Annotated in this window: 10 protein-coding genes; 1 reads left to right on the forward strand and 9 read right to left on the reverse strand. The window is 43.3% G+C overall.

The annotated features are described in order from the left end of the window. Positions 1 to 7 precede the first annotated feature (7 nt). Both RBH91_RS11100 and fabD read right to left on the reverse strand, forming a co-directional pair. Positions 8 to 11,941, reverse strand: coding sequence for a non-ribosomal peptide synthetase/type I polyketide synthase (locus RBH91_RS11100; protein ID WP_307894584.1), 11,934 nt, complete (start codon positions 11,939 to 11,941; stop codon positions 8 to 10). A gap of 25 nt (positions 11,942 to 11,966) precedes the next feature. Beyond that, positions 11,967 to 13,169 carry an ACP S-malonyltransferase gene (gene fabD / locus RBH91_RS11105; protein WP_307894585.1) on the reverse strand — a complete coding sequence of 401 codons (1,203 nt, stop codon included), beginning with the start codon at positions 13,167 to 13,169 and terminating at the stop codon, positions 11,967 to 11,969. Between the two features lie 755 nt (positions 13,170 to 13,924). Here fabD and RBH91_RS11110 point away from each other — a divergent pair. Continuing rightward, complete coding sequence (locus RBH91_RS11110) at positions 13,925 to 14,344, forward strand: hemerythrin domain-containing protein (protein ID WP_076760981.1); 420 nt, start codon at positions 13,925 to 13,927, stop codon at positions 14,342 to 14,344. A gap of 84 nt (positions 14,345 to 14,428) precedes the next feature. Here RBH91_RS11110 and narI read toward each other — a convergent pair whose 3' ends face one another. The 7 genes from narI to RBH91_RS11145 form a co-directional block, all read right to left on the reverse strand. Beyond that, the gene (narI, locus tag RBH91_RS11115) at positions 14,429 to 15,154 is read right to left on the reverse strand and encodes a respiratory nitrate reductase subunit gamma (RefSeq protein ID WP_076760982.1); all 726 of its coding nucleotides are present in this window, start codon (positions 15,152 to 15,154) and stop codon (positions 14,429 to 14,431) included. Positions 15,155 to 15,174: 20 nt separating this feature from the next. Then, the gene (narJ, locus tag RBH91_RS11120; RefSeq protein ID WP_083696954.1) at positions 15,175 to 15,738 is read right to left on the reverse strand and encodes a nitrate reductase molybdenum cofactor assembly chaperone; all 564 of its coding nucleotides are present in this window, start codon (positions 15,736 to 15,738) and stop codon (positions 15,175 to 15,177) included. After that, positions 15,710 to 17,260: a nitrate reductase subunit beta gene (gene narH / locus RBH91_RS11125; protein ID WP_307894587.1), complete on the reverse strand. Its 1,551-nt coding sequence runs from the start codon at positions 17,258 to 17,260 to the stop codon at positions 15,710 to 15,712. Before narH ends, narJ begins: the two co-directional genes overlap by 29 nt. Then, positions 17,250 to 20,933, reverse strand: coding sequence for a nitrate reductase subunit alpha (locus RBH91_RS11130; RefSeq protein WP_076760984.1), 3,684 nt, complete (start codon positions 20,931 to 20,933; stop codon positions 17,250 to 17,252). Before RBH91_RS11130 ends, narH begins: the two co-directional genes overlap by 11 nt. A gap of 75 nt (positions 20,934 to 21,008) precedes the next feature. Further along, positions 21,009 to 22,505, reverse strand: a complete 1,497-nt coding sequence (locus RBH91_RS11135) for a nitrate/nitrite transporter (RefSeq protein ID WP_307894590.1) — start codon at positions 22,503 to 22,505, stop codon at positions 21,009 to 21,011. 723 nt (positions 22,506 to 23,228) lie between these two features. After that, positions 23,229 to 24,287, reverse strand: coding sequence for a mannan endo-1,4-beta-mannosidase (locus RBH91_RS11140; RefSeq protein ID WP_404802509.1), 1,059 nt, complete (start codon positions 24,285 to 24,287; stop codon positions 23,229 to 23,231). A gap of 545 nt (positions 24,288 to 24,832) precedes the next feature. Continuing rightward, the gene (locus RBH91_RS11145) at positions 24,833 to 25,291 is read right to left on the reverse strand and encodes an AraC family transcriptional regulator (RefSeq protein ID WP_307894592.1); all 459 of its coding nucleotides are present in this window, start codon (positions 25,289 to 25,291) and stop codon (positions 24,833 to 24,835) included. Positions 25,292 to 25,408: the final 117 nt, after the last annotated feature.

Raw genomic sequence — 25,408 nt, forward strand, 5'->3', positions numbered from 1 at the left:
TTGCTTCCTAAAAGTTCAATTCAATAGAATGGATCGTGTTGTCTTCTTCCGCATTGCTGCCGCTCAATTCGATATGTTCGATTTGAATGGTTGGATGTTGACTAATCACGGATAAAATGTGTAAATAATCGTTTGATAAAGCCTCGATTCTGCTTTTCTTAAATAGTTTCTTCGAGTATTCGAACAGACCGTGATGTTTGTCTTGATCCGCCTGGATCGACAAGGTCAGATCGAATTTGGCAACCGGATGATAAAGCTTATAAGGCGTGAATCGAAGGGAATCCAGTTTCAATTCAGCTTGATCGAGATTTTGCAGCACAAACATCGTATCGAACAAAGGATTTCGGCTTGAATCTTTTGGAAGATGTAAATGTTGGATCAATTTTTCCAATGGATAGTCTTGATTTTGATAAGCATTTAGCATGTTTTCCTTTACTTCGTTTAAGTAAGCATCGAATGTTTTACGGCCTGCCGGGTGATTGCGAATGACTAAAGTATTAACGAACATTCCCACAACAGGCTCTACATCCATATGAGTTCGGCCGGCGGTTGGCGTCCCTACGACAATATCCTCTTGTCCGCTGTATTTAGATAGAAGAATCGTATAGGCTGCCAATAAAATCATATACAGTGTTGCTCCTGTACTTTCTTCCATCTGACATAAGCGCTGTTTCAATTGTGTCGGTATAAGAAATTCAAACGATTCGCCTTCGTAATTGCGTATAGAAGGTCTTTCGTAATCCGTAGGCATATCAAGTGCAGGAATGTCATCATGAAACTGATTCAGCCAATACGCTTCCTGGTTCTTGATGTTCTGTCTCTGAACTTCCGTTTGCTGCCAAACCGCAAAATCTTTATATTGAATGGACAGCGGCTCCGGTTCGTTCCCCTCATAGAATTGACTTAAATCTTTCATCAGAATGTTCATAGACACGCCATCGGAAATGATGTGATGCATATCGACCAGCAGCACATGTTTTACAGGTTCAATTTCAATCAGTCCGACTCGCATCAACGGCGGCTTGGTTAAATCAAACGCTTTGATAAAATCAAGCACACGATCTTCCACTTCTTCTTCACTCGCTTGAATCCGTTCTATTGAAAATTCGACGCTCGGATGAATACGTTGTGCCGGTTCGCCGCCGTATAGTTCAAAGCTGGTCCGCAAAGCTTCATGACGCTCAATTAATTTTTGGAAAGCAGCGTTTAATCGGACCAGATCAACGGCCCCTTCTACACTCATGGCACCCGTCATATTGTAAGTCAGCTCGCCGCCTTCTGCATGGCTTAACAGATACATCCGTCTCTGAGCCGAAGAAACTGGATAATAGGGCATTTCCTTTGCAGCCGGAATCGGTGCATATCGATGTTTTTCCATGCGTAACACCATGTTTGCCAGCTGTTCAATGGTAGGAAACTTAAATATTTCTTTGAGAGACAGATTCACATCCAGCTCTTTGTGGATTCTGGCAGCTAAGGCCGTCGCTCGAATGGAATTTCCTCCAAGGTGAAAGAAATTATGCTTGATCCCCACATGGCTTATGCCGAGCAACTCTTGCCATATGGCTGTTAGCCTGGATTCAACCTCATTGCCTGGCGGGACATACTCGGCTATCTGTTGCAAACTTGTCTCTGGCGCAGGCAGTGCTTTACGATTTATTTTCCCGTTGGACGTTAACGGCATATGCTCCAGTTGGACAAAATAGGATGGAACCATGTAGTCTGGCAGCTCCAGTGACAATTGTTCTCTAAGCTGCGCAATTGTTATAGGTTGATCGCTCACATAATACGCACACAATTGTGTTAAGCCGTCCTCTTCTTCTCTGGCTACAACTGCGGCCTTTTGCACCGCTTCCACTTTATGCATCGCAGCTTCGATTTCACCAAGTTCGATTCGATGTCCTCTGATTTTGACTTGTTCATCGATTCGGCCCAAATAGACAAGATTTCCATCCCGCAAGCGTTTAGCCAAGTCGCCTGTCTTGTACATCTTCGTTCCCGGGGCAAACGGGTTATCAACGAACTTCTCTGCTGTTAAATCCGGGCGCTTCCAATATCCTCTGGCCACACCGGCTCCACTGATATATATTTCACCAGGTACCCCGATCGGCACCAGATTCCTGCTGGCATCCGCCACATAAATATTCGTATTGGCGGCCGCAGTGCCTATTGGTACGAATTCTCGTCTATCCCGTTTAGCGTCGTAACAGTAAATCATACAACCGACGACCGCTTCCGTCGGTCCGTATTCATTGAATATGTCCAGTTGGCCTTTAAACTGCTCGCTGACACTTTGGGCCAGCCGGGTGCTTAAATTTTCTCCGCCCACGATCATTTTCCGAATTGTCGTTCCATCGGCTATATTCATTTCTTTGAGTACATGCAAATGAGCCGGGGTCAGTTTGATCATATCTATTCTTGGGTCCTGCATAATCGTTGAAAGCACCGCGCTTTTGTCATCTCCATCATAGACAATGACGGTATTTCCCGTGACCAACGGTGTGAAAATCGAAGTCACCGTTAAATCGAAAGAGACGGACGAATACAAGGGGAAGTTTGTTTTCTCGCCCTTCACATAAACCTCTTTCGCCCACCAAATATAATTGGCTAATCCTCGGTGCTCAATGAGTACGCCTTTCGGATTCCCCGTGGAACCCGACGTATAGATCATGTAGGCCAAATCATGCGCATCGCTGATCGATTCAAGATTCGAGCGATCCTCATGATAAGAGCTTTCCTCATCCAAAAGGACAATGTCACCGTCAGGCGTTAATTGTTTATGCAGATGGAGCTGTGTCAAAACAATCTCTGCCTCTGAATCTTTCAGCATATATTTTATCCGATCCTCCGGATACTCCGGATCAATGGGCACGTATGCGCCGCCGGCTTTTAGAACAGCCAAAATTCCAACAATCAGCTCGATTCGATGCGGGCAGATGATGGCAACGAACTGATCCGCTTGTACGCCCTTCGTTCTTAACGTTCGCGCCAATTGGTTTGCCCGTTCATTGAGCTGCCTGTACGTGTACCGCTCATTGCCAAATATAACGGCTTCATGATCAGGCCGCTGTTCGGCTTGCTTTTCAAACCACTGACAGACTGTTTCATCGTGCGGAAACGGCGTCTTCGTGTCATTAAACTCCATCAGAAGTTGATGCCGTTCGGTATCAGATAGCATAGGAACGGAAGACAAGGATTTCTCCGGCTCCTTGACAAGGCTATCCAAAATGCGGGTATAGTGCCCTGCTATCTGTTCAATGGTTTCTTGTTCAAACAGCTTTGGATTAAAATCGAAATGCATCTCCAACTGTTGCCCGGCATCTTCGATCGTTAGCATCAAATCATATAAAGAGACTCCGGGATTTCGTTCTTTCACCCTAAACGTACATCCGTTTTGCTGGATTTCATGAAATTCAATATTTTGAAACACAAACATCGTGTTAAACAGCGACTTTCCTGTTGTTTCCCGGTGTACATTTAATTTCTCCACCAACCAGTCAAATGGATAGTCCTGGTTTTCGAAAGCGTCAAGCGTCTGCCGCTTGACTTCTTCCAAGTAATCCGCAAATCTTTTATTGGCGTGTGGCTTGGTACGAATCCCAATGGTTTGAATGAAAAGACCGATCATGCTTTCAATATTCGGATGATTTCTTCCGGAAACAGGCGTGCCTACGACGATATCTTCTTGGCCCGTATATTTGTGAAGCAGCACTTTGTATGCAGCCAAAAGCAGCATATACAGAGTCGTGCCCGCCTTTTGCGACATTTCTTGAAGCGAACGGATTAAACTTGACTGCAAGGAGCATGTCACACGCTGCCCTTCAAAAGACCATTCCATCACGCTTGAACCGTCTGTCGGCAGTTGGGTGATGGGGACTTCTTCCTTGAATTGCTCCAGCCAGTATTTCTCCTGCTGCTCCATGGTCCCTCCATTCAACCACTCGTTTTGCCATTCTACGAAATCTTTATATTCAAATTCAATTTCCGGCAATGGCTTACCATGATATAAAGCGAATAATTCATTTGTAAGTATGTTGGTGGAATAACCGTCCGAAATGATATGATGCATATCGATGAGCAGCTCCGCCTGTTCGCTATCGATCTTGATCAGCTCCGCGCGAACCAAAGGAGCTCGTTCAAGGCGGAAAGGTTTTACAAACTGATCTGCATAGGCTTCAAATTCGTTCCGATCCATCGAACGGACACGAATGTTAAAATCAAGCCCGCTTGCAATCTGCTGCACAATTTCGCCATCTATGATGTGAAAAGAAGTGCGAAAAGCTTCATGCCGCTGCATGACTTGTTGTAGGGATGCGATCAAGGCTTGCTCATTGTACTGCCCCCTAATCGATATTTGGCCAAACATATTTTGCGACACTTGATTCGGTTCCATTTGATGCAGGAAATATACTCTTTGTTGCGCTGGCGATGTCCGGTAAAAGGCTTTCTGCTCAACAGCCTTCATCGGGGGCGATATGACTTTCTTTTCACTCCGGATGAAACTCGCCAACTCCTTAACGGTCTGATGGTTGAAAAATTGTCCTATGGAAACTTTTTGATTCAATGTTTTCTGAACTTTGGAAAGCATAAGCGTCGCTTTTAGCGAGTTTCCTCCCAGAGCCAGGAAGTGATCCGATCTGCCCACCCGCTCAAGGCCTAAAAGTTCCTCCCAGATCTGTGCCAGCTGCCGTTCCGTTTCATTTTCCGGCTCTTCGTAGACGGCAGCACGATCCGCCGTATTGCTTAATGTTGAAGAGACTCGCAGCTGATGATCGGCATACAGCTCATGCAAAGCTTGTTGATCTTCATCGGAAAACATCGTCAAAGAATCGAGAGGGACAGAGTCCCCCTCAACCATTTTTTGCAGCAATTTCGCAAAGCCCGCTCCCCACTTTTCCATGATCTCCGGACTGATGACGTTCGTATTAAAATCGAAATCAAGAACATATTCTTGACCCGAGTCCGTTACGTTAAGAAATAAATCGTATGAAGTGCATTTTATAGGGTACGCCATAAGGTCAGCCTCGACCTTTCCGAAATGCAGTTTTCGAAAAGGTCTGTCCAAATTAAAAATAATCCGCATATCCGGCACTTGATCGTGCGGAAGCTGTCTGGCCACCAGTGTCATCGGAACGGCTTGATGCCGCATGACTTGATTCATGGTTTCCTTCATATGGCCCAGGTAACCGGATAAGGTGCTTTCTGAAGAAGCCGTGTTCTTCACCGGAACCATATTGACGCAATTTCCAATCAGCACATCGTGTTTCATATGCGATTGACCTGCGGTTGGAATCCCGATTACAAGACCGGACTGCTTGGTAAGCTGATGCAGAAACAGATGAAATGCGCCCAGCACCGTTACAAATACGCTGTTTTTCATCCGAATGCTTAATGACTTTAAAGCCTCGCTTAATGGCCGGCCCAGTGTAACTGTATACCGTTCCCCCTCATAACCATGCGGATAACTGGAAGAAGCCATGCTGGGCAAGAATGCCTGCGGTACTGGTTCAGAGAGGTGCTGCAGCCAATAACGAACACTTTCTGAATAATGACCGTTCTTTATCTGCGCTTGCTGCCAGTCTAAATATTGGCGAAACGGAGTAACCTCATCCGACGGAAGCGGTTTTCCTTGTGCAACTGCGGTGTAAGTGCTCTCCAGCTCTTGTACAAAAACAGCGATCGACCAACCATCGGTGATGATATGATGGAATGTAAGCACAATCAGATGTTCGTCTTGGTTCGATTTAAGCACATGAACTCTAAACAAGGGCTTCTGTTCGTGAAAATGAAACGGCCGCTTGGCGTCTTCTGTCAGCCATTTCTGAATTTCCGCTTCTCGATGCTCATCCGGGTGACCGGTAAAATCGATGAAAGGAATGTCCACATTCATCTGTGTCTGCACTTGCTGAACTTCGTCATCGACATGAATGACCGTACGTAAAGCGTCATGGCGGTTGACAATATGCTGCACCGCTTGTTTTAACAGCGTATGCTGCACTGCTCCCTTCACTTTTAGCATAATGGATTGGTTCAAAGCCGCAGAAGCTTCATTCCCATAATGGGATACCATAACCAATTGTTTTTGTTCAGGAGAAAGCTCATACGTTTCGGGTTCTTTATGTCCCCCGTCATCAGGGGAATCCGGACCTTCCGGAATAAATCCGCCTCGGCGAAGATCTTTCACCGTTTCTTGAACGGCTTGAATGATATAAGCAATATCATCCGAGGTATGAGCCGTAGACAGGAAGCAGTTGCGTCCTTCCCAAACATAGACCCCTTTATAATTGAGATGATAAAAGAACAAATCATTATCAACCGATGAGACAAATCGGAATAAGGAACCGAATTGAACCATCCGAATCGGTACTTGCGATTGTTCAAAATAGCGATTCAATTGATCGACCAAGTAGGTCGTCTTTTGATTTAACCGCTCATACAGATGTTCTCCTTCGGATTGAAGGTGCCGAAGCACGGCTAATGACATTCTCATGGTAAGCGGATGAGTATTGAAAGTGCCGGCCACAAACGTGCGTTTCGCCTCGTCCGTTGGATAGGAGTCGTCTCCATACTGCCAGACTCCGCCATCGATCGCATTCATGAACTCAGCTTTTCCGGCAACAATACCTAACGGTTGCCCGCCGCCGATGATTTTCCCGTAGGTTACCAAATCGGCTTGAATGCCGAACCATTCCTGCGCGCCGCCGAGTCCGATCCGAAAGCCCGTAATAATTTCATCCATAATCAGGGCTGTCCCGGATTGTTGCGTGATCGCCCGCAGTTCTTTCAAAAATGATTCCGGCTGCAAATCCGGCCTGCGGCTTTGCACCGGTTCCACCAATACGGCTGCCAATTCATTTCCAAGGCTGCGAATAACGTCCAACGAATCCGGATGATTGTAATGCAAAATAATCAAATCATTCATAAAGTTTTGCAGTATGCCCGGAGCCAGCGGATTGGCAGGCTCAGCCCCGCCTTTCGTATTGGCTGCCCCTAATACGCCGTCAAACGTACCGTGATAAGACCCCGAGAACACCACAACTTTCTTTCTGCCTGTTGCCGCCCTCGCCAAACGGAGGGCAACCATGACCGCCTCTGTTCCGGAATTATAGAAAGCGACCCTTTCTACCCCTGTGCATGAGCGGATTCGCTCTGCAACTTCTCCGGCGACATTCGACATCGGACCAAGCGGCGGCAATGCCGAATGCGTTGAATCAAGGAGGACTTGCGTAGTAAAGGACGGATGATGTCCAAAAAGGTTGACCCCGAAGCCCATGGTGATATCGATATATTCGTTTCCATCAACATCCCACATCTTGGAACCGTTCGAACGTTCGGCGACGATCGGATACACCATTTCTTTCCAATATGAACGGAAGCTGGACAAGTTGCGGTTATTTGCATGAGCAAATCGGGTTTCGTCCGTGTATTGCTTGGAACCTTTCGTTTTGTCTACGTACTTCTCGATAAAAGCTTCTAAATATTGTTTTTGCTGTGCAGTATAGTTGCCCTGCTCATGCAAGCGTTGAGACTGAAAAGGAATATAAGGCTTCGCTTCTTGAGTCAATTTCTTTTCTACAGAGACAGCCGGAGGCCCCTGTTTGGAAGAAGGGATCGATTTTTCTTGCTGCATAGCGTATTCTTCCACTGCAGAATGATGACGGTTGTTTCTCAACGAATTAAAGCTGTTCAATTGAGCTTGTAAGGTGTGCTCGATTAATTGATTTTGAGAAGCAATAATTTTCTCCAACATATGCTCTTGATGATCTTCCGATTCGGGCTGTGCTTCTGATGTAACAAGCTCTTCTTGCGTCGTAACATTCTCTTGAGGCGGAGTGGATGCAGACGATGGAGCAGCGTCTGCCAAGTAATCTACGACACTTTGAATGTTGTTCATCGTATCAAAAAATCGTTCCATGGGGATGTCCACATCAAATTCATCTGCGATGGCTTTTTTGACCTGGGCCAGCATGATGGAATCCATTCCGAACCCGATAAAATGGGCATTCAAATCGATCTCATCTGCTTCGATTCCCGAAACATTGCTAATCACAGTCTTCAAGAAGGATTCAATGTGCGCCTTCGTATGATTCATATCCAATGCTGCTTCCCCTCCCTCTTTGCTTTCCTTAGCGTGCAAATGGTCAGCTTCAACCCAACATCGATTCCGTTCAAACGGATACAATGGCAATGGAGTTTTTTGTACAACTTCATTGGAATATAACGCGCGCCAATCAATCACGGCTCTTTGCACAAATAATTCAGCGACACGATTCAACCATTTGATTCGTTCATCCTTTGTGTAGGGACGATGTTGCATCAGATGAGAGACTTGTTTATTCAGATGGTCTTTGTCGGCAGGCAGCATTTCCTTCATGTTCTTGTCACCAAAGTATACTTGGTGAAGATCTTTTTCGCCTTGAATCAAGCAGGCCAGCTTATCCATTAATTCTTGCTTACTGGATACAATCATGGCTATACAATGATCTAAATGAGCCCTTCCTGTACTGGCCGTATAGCAAATGGACTTCAGTGAAGCTTGACTGTCATCAGAGATATATTGCCGATACCGATGAGCCAGTTCGTAGAGTGCGGTTTCAGTATGGGCGGATAAAACAAATAGGTACGGCTCGTTCCCTGCCGCCGGTGCATACTCACCTTCAGGAGTATGTTCTTCCAGAACCATATGCGCATTCGTTCCGCTAAAACCGAACGAGCTGATTCCACATCGCATCGGTCGGTCAGCAGCTGTGAAATCCATAACTTCTTGATTCACATAAAATGGGGAAGATTGAAAATGCATTAACGGATTCGGTTTATTAAAGTGCGCTAATGGCGGGATTTTTTTGTGATTCAACATGAGGACAGATTTTATCAGTCCAACGATGCCTGCCGCTTCAAACAAATGTCCGATGTTCGCTTTAACGGAGCCAATCGCACAAAATTGTTTCTTTTCCGTATACTTCTCAAACGCTTTACAAAGCCCGTTAAATTCAACCGGATCACCTAACTTGGTACCGGTGCCATGCGCTTCGATGAAAGACAGCGATTCAGGAGCAATGCCCGCATCTTTCCAGGCCGTCTCAATGACCTCGGTCTGAGCTACCGGATTCGGTGCGGTGATTCCAACGGTTGTCCCGTCTTGATTCATCGCGCTTCCCTTGATCACGCCATAAATATGATCTCCGTCGCGAATCGCAGCCTGCAAAGGTTTCAACAGGACTGCCGCCACGCCTTCGCCAGCGCCTGTGCCGTCTGAATCTTCGCTGAACGTTTTGGTGAACCCGTCTGAAGATTCCATATCGAGTCCGATACGCATCGGCAATAGCGATGTTCGAATACCTCCGGCGAGCGCCATTTCACAATCGCCTGTAAGCAAAGATTTGCATGCCATATGAACAGCAACAAGCGATGAAGAGCAAGCCGTATCCACGGTGACCGCCGGTCCTTTTAAATTTAAAAAGTAAGCGATTCGACTCGCTAACACGGAAGGAAGATTGCCCGCAATATAATGATGAAGTTCCTCCGGATAATTCGCAGAGAGAAGACGTTCGTAATCGTAGCCCACCTTCGAGTATCCTACATAAACCCCGACCTGACGTCCGCTAATGGTGTCGCCGGCATAGCCTGCATCTTCAATCGCATGCCATGCGGATTGCAAAAACAGCCTTTGATTGGGGTCCATGAACTGCGCGGTTTTGGGAGCTAAACCAAAGAACGAATAATCAAATCGGTCGATTTCATCTAAATAGCCGCCCTTAATAAACTGACTTTCATTGAAATCGCTTCGAATGGACCGTAAATAATCCATCGCATCTTTGACTCTTGGTGCAGGAAATTGTCGAATGCCATGCTCTCCTCTTTCAAGCAGATGCCAAAAATCACTCTTATCCGCTGCGCCTGGAACATTGAGCGACATCCCGATAATGGCGATGTCTTTCGACGAAAAATGGCTTGGCTTCTCTGTGTCGGCTTGCTTGATTTCAGCATGGCTTTCAGCAAGAAATGCCGCTAAATCTGCGATAGAAGGATATGTAAAGAGATCGTCAACCGCAAGCTCGCGACCAAACCTTTGTTCTATGCGTTCGGCAATTTGTGATAACTGTATTGAAGTTGCGCCTATGTCAAAATAACGATCGTTTAGGTGAATCTTTTTCCCGGCCAGCACTTCGGAAAAGATAGACAGCAATTCCGTTTCTATCTCATGAATGGGAGTCTGAACCGGTTCCTTCGGATTGCTCTCCAGACATTCCTTGATTTTGGCTGACTCTATCGAAAATGTCCCTGACTCATACTGCTCAGCCAATTCATATCGCTTAACCTTTCCGCTTGTCGTTTTTGGCAGCTTTCGGATCGGAAGGACTTCTTTAATGCTCCATCCACCTCGTTGGTACAAATGCTTTTTAATGTCTTTGACAAGTGGAGCAAACTGGTCGGGGGATTTTTTGAAAACGACAAACAGCACGATTTCACTGCTTCGTGTCTCTTGATCATATATACCGCAGGCTGCAACTCTTCCTAAATCAACCCCCTCCATTTCCATGGCGACTCGTTCAATATCATGAGGATACACATTTTTTCCGTTCACAAAAATAATGTCTTTTTCCCTTCCGGTTACGACTAAGTTACCTTCTCTAATGAAACCAAGGTCTCCCGTTTTCATCCATCCATCGGGAGTCAGCGCTCTGTTCGTACTTTCGGGGTTGTTATAATACCCTTGGGTCACATTTTCCCCCTTGATCTGGATATGCCCGATAAATCCGTCTTCCAATCTTTCGTTTGCTTCATCGCAGATTCGAATTTGACAGTAATCAATAGGCTGTCCCACTTCAACGAAAGAAGCGCAATTTTGATCCTCTTTGCTTACTTCAACTGCTCTTTCACCGAGATTTAAATGATCGCGATGCAAATAAACAGCAACAAATTCTTCTCCTGTTTTAGAGGACGCTGCACCAACCGAAGCTTCCGCTAAACCGTAAACATTCAAAATGGCAGATCTTTTCATATTGAACACTGCGCATCTTTTCAAAAATTCGTCACATAGCTCTGGCAATATGGGTTCCGCGCCGTTTGCAATGACCCTGATATGGGATAAATCCCAGTCGAAACTTTTGTCTTTCAGAAATTTAAGGAAGTAATTGTATCCAAAATTAGGAGATGATAGAATGCTAGCTTTATGTTCATGGGCCTTTTTCATCCAAAGAATGGGTCTGCGGATAAATAATTCTGTCGGCATTAAATTTTGATTGATTCCGACCAAGATGGGAGCAAGGTGGAAAGCAATGAGCCCCATATCATGGGTTAAAGGCATCCAAGATAAAAAAGCATCTTTCGAGTCAAGAGCCAGAGCACTCTGAATGGCGCACGTATTATGGATTAAGTTATGATGGGTTAACATGACCCCTTTCGGGTCCCCTGTCGATCCGGAAGAAAATTGAATAAAGGCCAGTTCATCCGCACCAGGTTCATATAATGAAGCGGGCTGATTGTAGATTCGATCTTGAATGATGTCGGATTTCTCGCTTAATTGATGATGGAAATCCTGCATATCGTGTTCTGCAGCGTACTTTTTTATTTTTTCCAATGCCTTTTCAGAGGCAATCAGAAACGGATTGTTTAATATATTCCAAATGCGCCATACCTTTAGCTTATGGTCATCATCTTCTCCGATACTGACCGGTACCGGGATCATTCCTCCTAATAAACAAGCCCAAAAAGCGATGACAAATGATTTGTTTTCTTGGATTTGAAACACAACTTCTTGCTTCGGTTGAATGCCGATATGTTGTAAGTAACCGAGAAATCCTTGCGCCTCTTCAAACAATTGGCGATAAGATATAAAATTCTCGGTTTTATCGGATTCGATAAAACGGATCCCGTGATCCGTTTGATTGCTTCTTTCCCGAATGACATCGACTAAAGTTTGAAATTGATTGGTAAACATAGGTCAGATCCCCTCCAGGGCAGCTTTATTTTAAGATCCGCAATTGTTCCCAAGTCGGAAGCTGTTTAGCCTCGAAAATTAATTGACATAAATGGAGCGAATGCTCGAGTTCTTCTTCTGAAAGTTCATTTTCATTTCTTTCCATTTTTTCTTTGAGCGGTTGTAATTGCGCAAATAATGGTGTCGCCAGATTGGAATAAGCTGATGCATCTTTGTTATAATTTCGCGCAATGATGGATTGAATCATCATTTTATGCAGTTGTTTCTTGCGTAAATGGACAACATTTTTATTTCTTTCCACCGAATTGGACAGTAAATGAAGGTCAGTTGTTTGACCTAAAGAGTAAGCTGCAATATGACTCGTTGTTTTTTTCAATAGACTGACCAAGACGTTCTTGGGACCCATTTCGATGACTTCCGTGACTCCGTGCAAAAGCAAGTAATGCATCGATTCTGCCCATCTTACCGGCATCGTCATGTGCTGACGCAAATGTTCCCTGACCAAATGTCCATTATGGTACGGAACCGCTGTGAGATTCGAAATGATCGGCCATGCAGCATCCTGGAAGGTATACTGATTTAATGCAGCCTGGAATTGTTCGGCCGCTGATCGCATCATCGAACTATGAAAAGGAGCGCTGACGTTCAAATAAGTGTGCTTAGCCCCCATTTCCTCCGCTTTCTTAATGACAAATTCCACAGCTTGCCGATGTCCGGAGATGACATGCTGTTGATCCGAATTCATGCAAGCCACGCCTACCGGGCGGTCTGCCGTCGAAATTCCCGCACACAGCTCTTGCAATGGTTGGATATGGATCTGAGTGATGGCGGCCATCGTTCCCAGCTGCTGGGGATCCGCATCTTGCATGAGAACCCCTCGTTGCCTGACAAGCTTAATGGCATCCTGAAAAGAAAGGGCGCCTGCACAGACAAGCGCTGAATATTCTCCCAAGCTATGACCTGCCAGAAAGTGCGGTTTAACCCCTATTTCCTGCATATACACTTGATAGGCAATGACACTAACCGTTAAAATGGCAGGCTGTGCATTCATTGTCCTTGTCAACTCGTTCATATCTGCGTCAAAGCACAGTTTTTTGACATCCATGGAGATGGCATCGCTTGCCTCTTCAAATAATCTTTTCGCAAGCGCAAAATCATTCCAAAAACTTTTACCCATCCCTATAAATTGGGAACCTTGTCCAGGAAATAAAAAGGCAAGACTGTTCATTAGCTCCCTCCAATCTAATCGACAAATTATCCATAATAATACATAATGTGACTTTATCTAGCACTATAGCATAATCATAACAATCTGTATAGGATATTTATGGAAGGGTCATACTTTATTCATAAATCAACACGGCACCAAAACTGAAAAAACGGTATGCCTGATGGATTTTGTTAAGAGTTTGTAAAATAAAATCGTATGATGAGGTTGACCAGCTAAATCAGGTTAACCTCTTGTGTGTTCATGTCCGAGGAAAATAAAGGGTTAGACCTCCATACCGCTGTTTATTGGGCTATCGATTTAACAACTGATATCAGTCGTGTTTAATTGTTCCAGTTTAAGTGAAAAGTTCTTTCCATGATTTTTTCATTTTAGGATTCGTTTCAACAAGTATTCCAAAATCATATTCTAAAACACTATATAAACAATCCTTTTACCCTTGGTCTGTAGGCTTCTCAATAGTTATTTGCGTCTGTTAAACGAAACCTAACTAGAACAGGCTTTTCGATTTCTTCATCAGTTAGTAGTTCATAAAAGGTCATCTCCAGAGATTTTTGCTGGCATACAGTAAGTACAACGTCCTTAATTTGTTTTCTTGCTTTTCTGTTCTTCCCTTCAGTATCTATCAATCGTTTTAAATTGATATCCTGCTGTGAGATAAACATGCAAAACTTGTTTGAAAATTATAATATCTGTTCATACTGAATATGAAATGCTGCAAAAACATCTTGAAATTTGAAAAGGAGGATTACTTTATGTCAGGCCCATCTTTAAATAAATTAGATGCTCATAGATCCATCCATGATGGTGCCGTAACTGAAGGAAGAGATTTAATGGAAGTATTAGAACGGGTATACGGTGAAAAACATAAAAAACACGCCATTATTGCAGCTCGTGCTCTCCTGGATCATTGGGAAACTCGTACAATTTCACATGCGGACTCAGAAGAAGAGGGTTTATACAAAAGAAAGCTCGAAGAAAATCCGGATATCTCACATACACTGAGTATGCTTAAACGCGACCATGACTTGCTTCGAATTCTTGTAAAAGAGATTAAAGAACGGCTAGATGAACAAGGAGTAAATGATGATGTGATCGATCGGTTTAAAGCGATATATGTTCTGGTTCAAATACATAATCGGGATGAAGAATCCTACTTGCTAGATCATCATTAACCATTTTGGGGACCGTTATATCAGATGGGGACTACATTCAATTCAGCCACTCTGGATTCACGCCGAAGTGGCTTTTTGAGATGATCATGATTCATTTTTCCGTTCCATGTATTTCAGCCCTTTTTTCGGATTCATTTTTCTATAAACGATATACTTTCGTGACAGGTATTCCAAAGGCAAACTCCATACATGAACTAACCTCGTATAAGGCCAAACAGCAAATAATACAAACGCTGACAAAATATGAAGTTGAAACCCCGGCGGTGCATTCATCACTAAATATGGAGAGGGCTGAAAGCTTAAAATTCCTCTGAACCACGGACCTATGGTTGCCCGATAATCAAATTCTCCTCCTGTGGCTGTAAAGCCGACAGTATTGGTAAATCCAACGACGGTCACAACACCGATTAACAGCAATACATAAAGATCTTTCTTTGAGCTGTTTCTCCTTACCCTTTTGCTTTTAAGGCGGCGCACTGTCAACAATGCACCTCCAACAACCATCATGACTCCGGCAGCTCCTCCGAACCATATTGCGCCAAAATGATACATATGTTCAGTTACTCCGATAACATCATAAAATCCTTTAGGTATCAGCACCCCTGCCACATGTCCGAAAAACACAAAAATGACGCCGTAATGAAACAGTGTACTCCCCCACTTCAATAATTGATCTTTTTGGATAAATTCGCTTGATTGGGCAGACCATCCGAATTGATCTGTATTATAACGATGGATATGGCCGACAACAAAAATAGTCAACGATAAATAAGGGATGATCACCCATAAGAAATAATCTAATTCTGTCATAACGATCCCTCCAAATTGATTTAACCCGCATGATGATTCAGGTCGTTTTCATGAGGCGGCAAATATGTTGCAAAGGCTGCTAAACAAGCTTTTAATAAAAAGCCATACGGATTATCCTCTTTTTCAAGCTCTGTCAGTAATTGATCAATTGCTTTTTTGTGAATGAAAAACACTTTTTGAACAAAGTCTTTATCAGCCATAGATGCAAACTCTAAGATAAGCGGTAAGTAGTCCGGCAGTTCATCATTTTTAATGTAGAATCCGGCTTTTGCAAACTCCATTTTTAATTTAACAAAAGCTAATCCGCGCTCCCTGTTCTCTCCAAACCTTCCATGAGTTAAATAAAGCGTTTTTGGTTCACTGAAGTCAAACCACTGAACATAATTCTCACACAATACTTTATAAGCGTTTTCATTCACATAGGTCATAAACTGCCGGAGACAATGATTCATTCCTTTGTTCTCAATGGCATTAACCATTTGATTCACTTCTTCTGATTCGGTCCATTCTTTATCTGGATATCTCAAGAATAAGGAACAAAGTTTAAACACTAGTCTATCTTCTTCCATCCATTGCTTTTCCATTTAGATCACTCCAATATTCTTCACTGAATGCGTATAAGTCTTCATATTTTTCAGTGCCCAAACTGCAGCCTGAGCAGCCTTCCATAAACTCGTAACCCGCAGAGCCTTGGCCGGCATACATATTCCCAGCCTCTTCCCGATGAGCTTTCGGAATGACGTAACGATCATTATATTTAGCTATGGCGGATAATTCATACAATTCTACAGCTGTTTCTTCAGTTAAACCGGCATCTTTGAGTATGGTGTTATTAAACGGTTGCTTAAGGTTTACACTTCTCATATAACTTCTCATGGCAACCATCTTCTTTAACACCCGTTCAATTACTTTTGTATCACCGGCTGTCATCAGGTTTGCAAGGTACTGGATTGGAATTCTAAATTGCTTGATTGTCGGAAAGATGATACCAGGGTCTAATGTATCAATTTGACCGCTGAACGTGTTGGTGATAGGGCTTAATGGCGGAATGTACCATACCATTGGCAAGGTTCTGTATTCCGGATGTAAAGGAAGTGCAACCTTATGTTCCACGGCAAGCTTATATACGGGTGATGCTTGGGCTGCTTCTATCCAATCTTCCGGAATTCCATCTTTTTTTGCCTGTCTTACGACTTCTGGATCATGTGGATTTAAAAAAATATTCAAGTGTGATTCATATAAATCCTGTGGATTTTTAACAGATGCCGCCTCTTCTATTTTATCTGCGTCATATAGGACGATACCGATGTAGCGCAAACGGCCGACGCAAGTCTCAGAGCAAACCGTTGGCTGGCCATTTTCAATACGCGGAAAGCAAAACGTGCACTTTTCAGCTTTATTCGTCTTCCAGTTAAAATAAACTTTTTTATACGGACAGCCTGACATGCAAAAACGCCAGCTTCGACATGCGTCCTCATCAACAAGAACGATACCGTCTTCATCACGTTTGTAAATGGCACCAGATGGACAAGAAGAAAGACATGACGGATTGATGCAGTGTTCACAAATTCTTGGTAAATACATCATAAAGGCTTGTTCATACTCTTGAATGACCTGTTCATCAACATTGTGCATATTCGGGTCTTTTTGACCTGTTTCATAAACACCTGCAAGATCGTCTTCCCAGTTTGGCCCCCATTTTAAATCGATGTATTCACCAGTAAGCTGGGAGATAGGCCTTGCCACAGGCTGATGTTTTTTCTGGGGACTCTTTATTAAATTTTCGTAATCATAGGTCCAAGGCTCATAATAATCATCAATATGAGTTAAATCAGGGTTGTAAAAGATATTGAACAGCTTTTTGGCGCGACCGCCGGCTTTCAGTTCGATTTTCCCGTTTTTTAACGCCCAGCCTCCTCGGTGGGTGTCTTGATTTTCCCATTCCCTCGGGTATCCGACACCCGGTTTTGTTTCAACGTTGTTCCACCACATATACTCGGCACCTGTACGATTCGTCCATGTATTATTACAGGTCACGCTGCATGTGTGGCAGCCAATACATTTATCAAGGTTCATCACCATTCCAAATTGCGCTTTAATCTTCAAGCCAATCCACCTCGTTTCGTTCTAATTTACGAATGACGACTTGTTCATCTCTTTGGTTGCCTGTTGGTCCATAGTAATTAAATCCGTAGCTAAGCTGGGCGTATCCTCCAATCATTTGTGTCGGCTTGACGTGAATTCTTGTCGGACTATTAAAAGTCCCCCCGCGATCGTTTGTAATTGTTGAGCCCGGAACATTAATCGTTCTGTCCTGCACATGATACATAAAAGCTACGCCTCTCGGTAATCGATGACTGACAACAGCCCTTGCGACAACAACCCCATTGCGGTTGTACATTTCAAGCCAGTCATTATCTCGTATGCCCACAGTCTCCGCATCTTTGTTATTCATCCATACATGCGGTCCGCCCCGGAACAGCGTAAGCATTGGCAATGTGTCATAATATGTGCTGTGGTAAGACCATTTAAAATGCGGCGTTAAATAGCGCAGTTTTATTTCTTGTTTTGTTGATGCAGGCTGACCATCCTTATCATAGAAAGCAGCTTTTCTTAAAGGGGCTTTAAATGTCGGCAGATCTTCCCCAAATTCCTGCATGATTTCATGGTCGAGGAAAAAATGCTGCCTGCCCGTTAAGGTTCGAAATGGAATAAGCCGCTCTATATTTGTCGTAAAAGGTGAGTAACGGCGATTACCGGTTTCCGTCCCGCTATAAACCGGAGATGATAAAACCTTTCTAGGCTGAGCTGAAATTTCGTCAAAGGAAATATGCTCTTCAGCCCGTTCGATGGCCAGGTCTTTTAATTTCTGCCCTGTTTTCTTTTCCAATGTATCCCAAGCTTTCATCGCAAGTGAACCGTTTGTTGTACTGGATAACGTTAAAATAGCCTCCGCGGCATTTCGGTCTGCTGAGATGTCGGGACAATCTTTATATTCCTTTGTACTTTTTGCCGTGCCTAATATATCTTTTAATTCGTCATACTCCTCTTTAGCATCCCAGCTTAGTCCCTTCGCTCCGATTTTTTCTCTTATATTCGGTCCCAGCGCAATGAATTTATCGTATACTTTGGTAAACTCCCTTTCTACGACATGAATGAGCGGGAAATTCTCTCCGGGAACAGGTTCGCTTCCATCCTTTTTCCAATCGGGAATCAATCCCAACGCCTGCGACGTCTCATCTGAAGTATCATGAAGAAGCGGCGTAGCCACAATATCTTTTATTGTCTCTGGAAGATACTTTTCCGCTAAAGTTTGAAATGTTTTGGCCAATTTTTTGAATGTGTCCCAATCAGACCGGCTTTCCCACGGCGGTGTAATCGCTGGATTGAAAGGATGAATAAAAGGGTGCATATCGGTCGAGCTGATATCATACTTTTCATACCAAGTTGCAGCAGGCAAGACAATATCTGAGTACAATCCTGTACCGGACATCCTGAAATCCATATTAATTAATAAATCGAGCTTGCCTTCTTGTGCATCCGATTTTGCATCAACCTCTTCTGTGCTTAAGGAATGATCTTGATCTCCTAGAATGCCGGAATGTGTACCGAGCAGGTGTTTTAGGAAATATTCATGACCTTTTGCTGAACTTCCAATTAAATTGGCCCGCCATACAAATAAGGTTTTCGGAAAATTAACCGGATTACTTGGCTCTTCAATCGCAAATTTCATTTGCCCATTCTTGATTTGATCAACAACATACTTCACGGCTTCATCGGGATTAGCTGCTTTCGCCTCCTCGTATAAGGTAATCGAATTTTTATTAAACTGCGGATAGGAAGGCAGCCATCCTAATCTTGCGGCCAGTACATTGTAATCTCCAAGGTGATGATATCGAGGTTTTTCTACCAGCGGTGAAATTAAGTCTGAAGATTTTTGGTCTTCATACCGCCACTGCTCTGTCACGAAATAAAAGAAAGATGTTCCATTTTGTAAACGCGGCGGACCTCCCCAGTCACGGGCCATCGCGATCGTTTGCCATCCTTCAAGGGGCCGTACTTTTTCCTGCCCGACGTAATGCGCCCAGCCCCCGCCGTTTACTCCCTGTGAGCCAGTTAATAAAACCAGATTAAGAATCGCCCGGTAAATGGTGTCAGAATGATACCAATGATTAATGCCCGAACCCATTATGATCATCGACCGGCCTTTGCTATCAACCGCATTTTGAGCGAATTCTCTTGCAATTTGAGCGACTAGCTTGCGGTCAACACCTGTCATTTGTTCTTGCCACGCAGGTGTGTATGGTTTTGGATCATCATAATCTTTTGGATAATCGCCAGGTAAACCGCGATTCACGCCTGTTTGCGCCAGCATGAGATCAAATACGGTTGTGACATAAACGGATTCACCATTTTGCCCAATTTCTTTAACAGGTACTCCCCGTGCAATAATTTGCTTTTGCTCTTGGCCAAAGTAAGGAAACTGCAGCAATAAAGTTTTGTCTTCTATTCCTAGAAAAGAGAGGGCAGGATCAAGATCTCCTAGCTGATTTTCTGTATCCTTCAAGTGCAGATTCCACTCTCCTCCTTCTGACCAGCGATGGCCGATGGTTCCATTAGGTGCGGCGTATTGATTAGAATTTTGGTCGAACACGACGGTTTTCCATTCCGCCTTGTTTACATTCATTCCCAGATCGCTCGCACGCAAAAATCGGTCTGTTTTGTAGTGGCTGCCATGCTTCTTTAATGTAATGAGAAAAGGCAAATCAGTATATTTCTTGACGTAATCTTCGAAATAGGGCGTTTTTTGATCGACATAAAATTCTTTGAGAACGACATGGGTCATCGCCATCGCCAACGCAGAATCCATGCCGGGACTGACGTTTAACCAATGATCGGCAAACTTAACAAACTCAGCATAATCCGGACTAATAGAAACCACCTTCGTTCCGTTATATCTGGCCTCTACGTAGAAATGTGCATCAGGTGTTCTCGTTTGCGGCAAATTAGAACCCCATACTAATATGTAGCTGGAGTTATACCAATCAGAGCTTTCAGGAACATCTGTCTGTTCGCCCCATACCTGCGGTGATGCCGGCGGAAGGTCGGCATACCAATCATAAAAGCTGAGTAATGGCGCGCCGATTAAGTTTAGAAACCTGGCACCGCCCGCATAACTGACCATGGACATTGCCGGAATAGGGGAAAAACCTACAATACGATCCGGACCATACTTTTTAATAGTAAAAATCAATTGAGAAGCAATCATCATGTTGACTTCGTCCCAGTTTGCCCTGACAAATCCGCCTTTACCTCGAGCTGATTTATATGTCTTTTGCATGTCTGGGTTCTCAGAAATCATTTGCCATGCGTCAACGGGGTCGTTCGTTTTTCGCATGGCTTCCTTCCATACCTTTAACAGCGCACTTCTCACATATGGATAACGAACACGTATAGGGCTGTATGTATACCATGAAAAACTTGCACCGCGCGGACATCCTCTCGGCTCATATTCAGGCATATTCGGACCGGTCGTCGGATAGTCGGTTTGTTGTGTTTCCCATGTAATAATGCCGTCTTTTACATGGACTTTCCAGCTGCAAGAACCGGTGCAATTCACGCCATGAGTGGTGCGAACTACTTTATCATGCTGCCATCTTCTGCGGTAGTATTTTTCAGACTCGCGGTCTGCAGCGGATAACGTGCTATGATTGTTTAAATCAGCGGTACGTCCAAAAAAAGTCATCTTTTTGAGTAATGGGGATATTTTTTTCTTCATGGCTATACTCCCTTTCAGATTGCTTTGCTTTTTTGGTAATGTCTGATTGAAGTCCTATGAAAAACAATGCTTGTTTTACGTTTTTTGTGAAACATCGCTAAAGATTGCTGCATAATACATGACTTCGCCGGCATCACTCTTGACTGCACTGATTGTTAACCATTCGCGGTATTCTTCGCCGTTTTTACGCTTGTTCCAAATTTCGCCCTGCCAATATCCGTTTTTCTCGAGCTCATCCCACATCGCTTTGTAAAAACTGTTGTCATGTTTTCCAGACCTTAAGAGCCGCGGGGTTTTGCCGACAGCTTCTTCTTTTTTAAATCCTGTGACGGCAGTAAATGCAGGATTTACTTTTTGGATAACGCCTTTAGTATCCGTAACCATTACCCCTTGGCCGGTGCTTTCAACGATGTTGTCCGCCAGCCTGAGTTTGTCCGAATAAAACATCCAGATCACGATAATTAAGCTTGCTAAAGCAAATTCAGATAACGCCATGAAACCAATCGCATAATGACCTGTCAGCTGATTGACCATTGTTAAAATAAGAGGCGGAAAAAAACCTCCCAATCCTCCCATGGCGGCAACAATTCCGTTCACAATGCCTCCTTGTTTTGAAAAATAAAGAGGCACCAGTTTGAACACGGTTCCATTCCCGATTCCCGAACACACCGCTACTGTTAAAACGCCCACGGTGTATAATGCGATCGTTGGAGAAAAAGACAGGAGTACACCAGAAAACGTTAAACCTGAAAATACAATGATCAGAACTTTAAACGGATTGAATTTATCCCCGAGCCACCCGCCCAAAGGGCGAAATAATGTGCAAATCGTGATAAACCCCGCTGTACGCAGCCCCGCATCTACTTCGCTAAGCTTAAATTGAGTCACTAAAAAATTAGGAAGATATACGGTAAACGCAACAAATGAACCGAATGTTATAAAATAAAAAAGACTAAGAAACCATAGCTTTTCCTCTCGATAAACATCGATGATTTGTTCCTTTAAAGCTGTTTTCACTTTCGACTCATGTTTATCTCCTAATAAGAAATTAAGAGCAGCCAATATGATAAGCGGAATGAGAAAAAGTCTGACAGTAGCTTCCCACCCAAATTGATTTGCAAGAATGGGCGCGCCAAATGAAGTCAGCGCTGTTCCAATATTTCCGGCTCCATATATCCCATTGACAAATCCATGCCGATCTTTTGGGTAATACTTTGGCAAAGAAGTAACACCGACTGAAAAAATGGCTCCGCCGATACCTAAAAAAAGTCCGGCTATTAATAAGTCGGCAAAAGAATCGGCAAGGCTTAAATAATAGACGGGCAGTATCAAAAATAAGAGGCTTATGAGAAAAATCCGCCTGGCACCGAACCGATTCGTCCAGTAACCTATCGGAACACGAAGAACAGACCCCAATATGACCGGAATTGCAGTCACCCATGATAATTGCCCTGACGAAAGCGAGATATCTTGTTTGATATAAGTCATTAATGATGAAATCATGACCCATACCATAAACCCCACAATTAAGCTGAATGTTTGAAGAGGCAGCTGAATTTTTGTTGGCTTCATTTCGGAGGCCCTTTCTTAAAATTTTCACGTTACCTCCATCATCCCCAAATCATTGCCAGTTATGCATTTTTTCTGCATGCTTGTCAGTTTATTCTTCTTCTAAAATAGCGATCGGGTTAAACACTTCATAATGAATGTTGTTTTTCGGAACACCCCATTTTTTCAGCGCATTGTTAATAGCTTTCATAAAGGAAATCGGACCGCAAAAATAAAAATCAGCATCCTTGTCTGGGTTCTAGTTTAATGCCGATTGCCCGATGTTTTTGAGTGATTCTTTTGATGACGGGATTTAAAGCTTCTAAATGATCAATATGTTCACCGGCGGCATAAACGGAATATGCCAGAGCTTCCTGTTGAATGCCGCGATTTTGATTGGGTTAATTAAATAAATGAAGCAATTCAGGGGCTTTTGAAAATCATAATTTGTAAAAATGTTTACCGATTTAGATAACTGTGATCCTTTAAAATGAGGGCAGTCGATTTCACAATTTGGATTGTTTTCTCATCAAGCACAATATTCCCTCCTTTTTTTGTTTAGGGTGATTTTTTAAATTCGATTTATGCAGAGCATGACAAAATCCTAAAACGGTTTGAAGAGAAACGGGGTAATGCAAGCGTGTAGCGCGCCCTCTCATAAAGTAAGAAGCAGAAACCGCAAGATACTTATTGCGGTTTCTGCTTGATTGCTGGATGGATATAAAGTTTCTGTTTCAACCACTTTGTTTATTCCACAATCGGCGTTAATGAATCACCGTTCCATATTTCGCCCTTATTCAGCGTCCAGCTATTATGATAGAGGTTATATGCTCCCTTGTTCGCGGCAGGGCTCCACCCTTCATCCCAGGCCAGGAAGTAAGTGGTTTTCGGATATTTTTGTATAATGGCATTGATAAATGAAGAGTAGTCTAAACTTCCGTTTGTCGTTTGCGGTCCGACTTCGGTGAAAGCAAACGGTTTATTTAATGATGTTAATTGGTCGTACCCCTGAATGGAATACGGGTCATTAAAGTAGGCGTCCAATCCGACAATATCAACATATGAAGAGCCCGGATAAAAATCGGTTTTAAAGTCTCGGTTGGCATCCGGTGCGTACACCCATAACAAATTGTCCAATCCTCTTGTATGTGTCATATAGTGATAGATTTTTGTGTAAAGCTGTTTGTATAAACTGATCCTCTGGCTGTCTTTTTGATTATATTCTGTGAGTCCCCACCAGAACCATTCCCCATTCATTTCGTGAAGAGGTCTGAAAAGAACGGGAACACCTTCGTTCTCCAGCTGTTCCAGTCCGTCAGCGACTTTGCTCAGCATGGCTTCGAGCCGTTTACCTTCTGCTGTCGATGAATTTAATATATTTTGATATTGGCTGTTTGAAATCGGTGTTTTAAAATGGCCTGTTGTGTATGCGGGGTTTGCCAGATGTAAACTGATTTGAGGTATCCCGCCGTTCTTCCAGTATGAAATTAAATCACTGTTGCAGCTATAGTCAATGGTATCGGCTATATTTGCCGGTTCAAGCCATCCTCTTGCATAATCACAGCCGTAAATCGCAGGCAGCTGTCCCGTTGCATTTTTGATTCTGTCGGCTTCTGTCATTGAAAATGTATCAAGGCTGTATCCTCCGAATGCGCCTGACATCACTCGGTTTTCCGACCTGTTTGGCAGATGGGCGAGCCAGTTCATGACGGCTTTTGTTGTAGGCTGGGCTTTAGGATTGACCGGAGATACAGTATGCGCGTAGATGGTCTGTGAGCCGGAAAAAATAAACAGCAATGCAAACATGAAGCAGACTGTACTTTTTTTCACTTTGATAAAACCTCCTGTTTGAAAAACGTTGAGCAGCATAAAAAATGAATAGGACATTGCTTAACGGTCGCTTTTTTGTGCATCACCTCCTTTAGGGGCATTCTTACCGTTATGGCGCCTTTATTGCTGCATCATTAAATCATTGGAAAAACAGGCGCCCTAAAATAAAGCGTTTACATTTAAAATTGAAAGTATAGACATTTAAATTTATTCTTCATAACATATAAAAACCCTTTTAAGAAACTCTTAAAAGGGCCTAATCGCTCAACAAAGAGTTTTGCGACTGATGCTAATATACCAATCGTGAAACAAAAAGGATCTGACTTCACTATCTGTTTCGATGTAAAAAGCGGATAAGCTCTCTTTAACACTTCATCTTAAAATCGGTCATGTTTCTCTTCAATCTGTGAATGATAGATTAATTTTTATTTCATGCGCTTAGTTTATTAACTGGTCATACTTCTTTTAGAGCATCATTTTACCTGATGAACCGAAGTGAGGAAACTTGCCCTACCTTACTCTTACGATAAAGGTTTTACAGGTACACATATTTCGCAATAATCGCTGGAAATCATATCACCTGTGTATCTTTCCAAAATCGGTTTGTTATCAATGTGGTATCCGCTGTTTTGCAAATCCAGAAAAATGTCAGTCCAGGCTTTTTGAATATCTTCTGCTGTATGTTTGACTTTGTGAATGACATATTTTCCACCAGAAAGTTCGCTTTCGCAAATTGAATGATCAATTTGATATTCGTTTGAAATGACAATACAAGCATCATACCGACAGTTTTCAGGAAGTGTCGTTTCCGGGTTATCTTGCGGAATTCCAAGTATGATTGCCGATTCAGCAAGTAGATGATTCTGCTCAGCCCATTTCTTTAATGTTTCCATTGCTTGAATGTTTCCAGGACCATAAGGACCAACTTGTCGCACATATGCGAGACGATAGTTTGGAAGAGTTTCGACTTTCATATTCATATCTTCTTTTTCCTTTCTGGATGATATTTGATACATTTCGAATACTATCATGATATAAAAATATCATCATTTGTTTTTTTAAAAATGCTAAAATCCCTTCACTGTTTGCTGCCTTCT

The organism is Bacillus swezeyi (genome assembly GCF_030908325.1).
GTDB classification, from domain to species: domain Bacteria; phylum Bacillota; class Bacilli; order Bacillales; family Bacillaceae; genus Bacillus; species Bacillus swezeyi.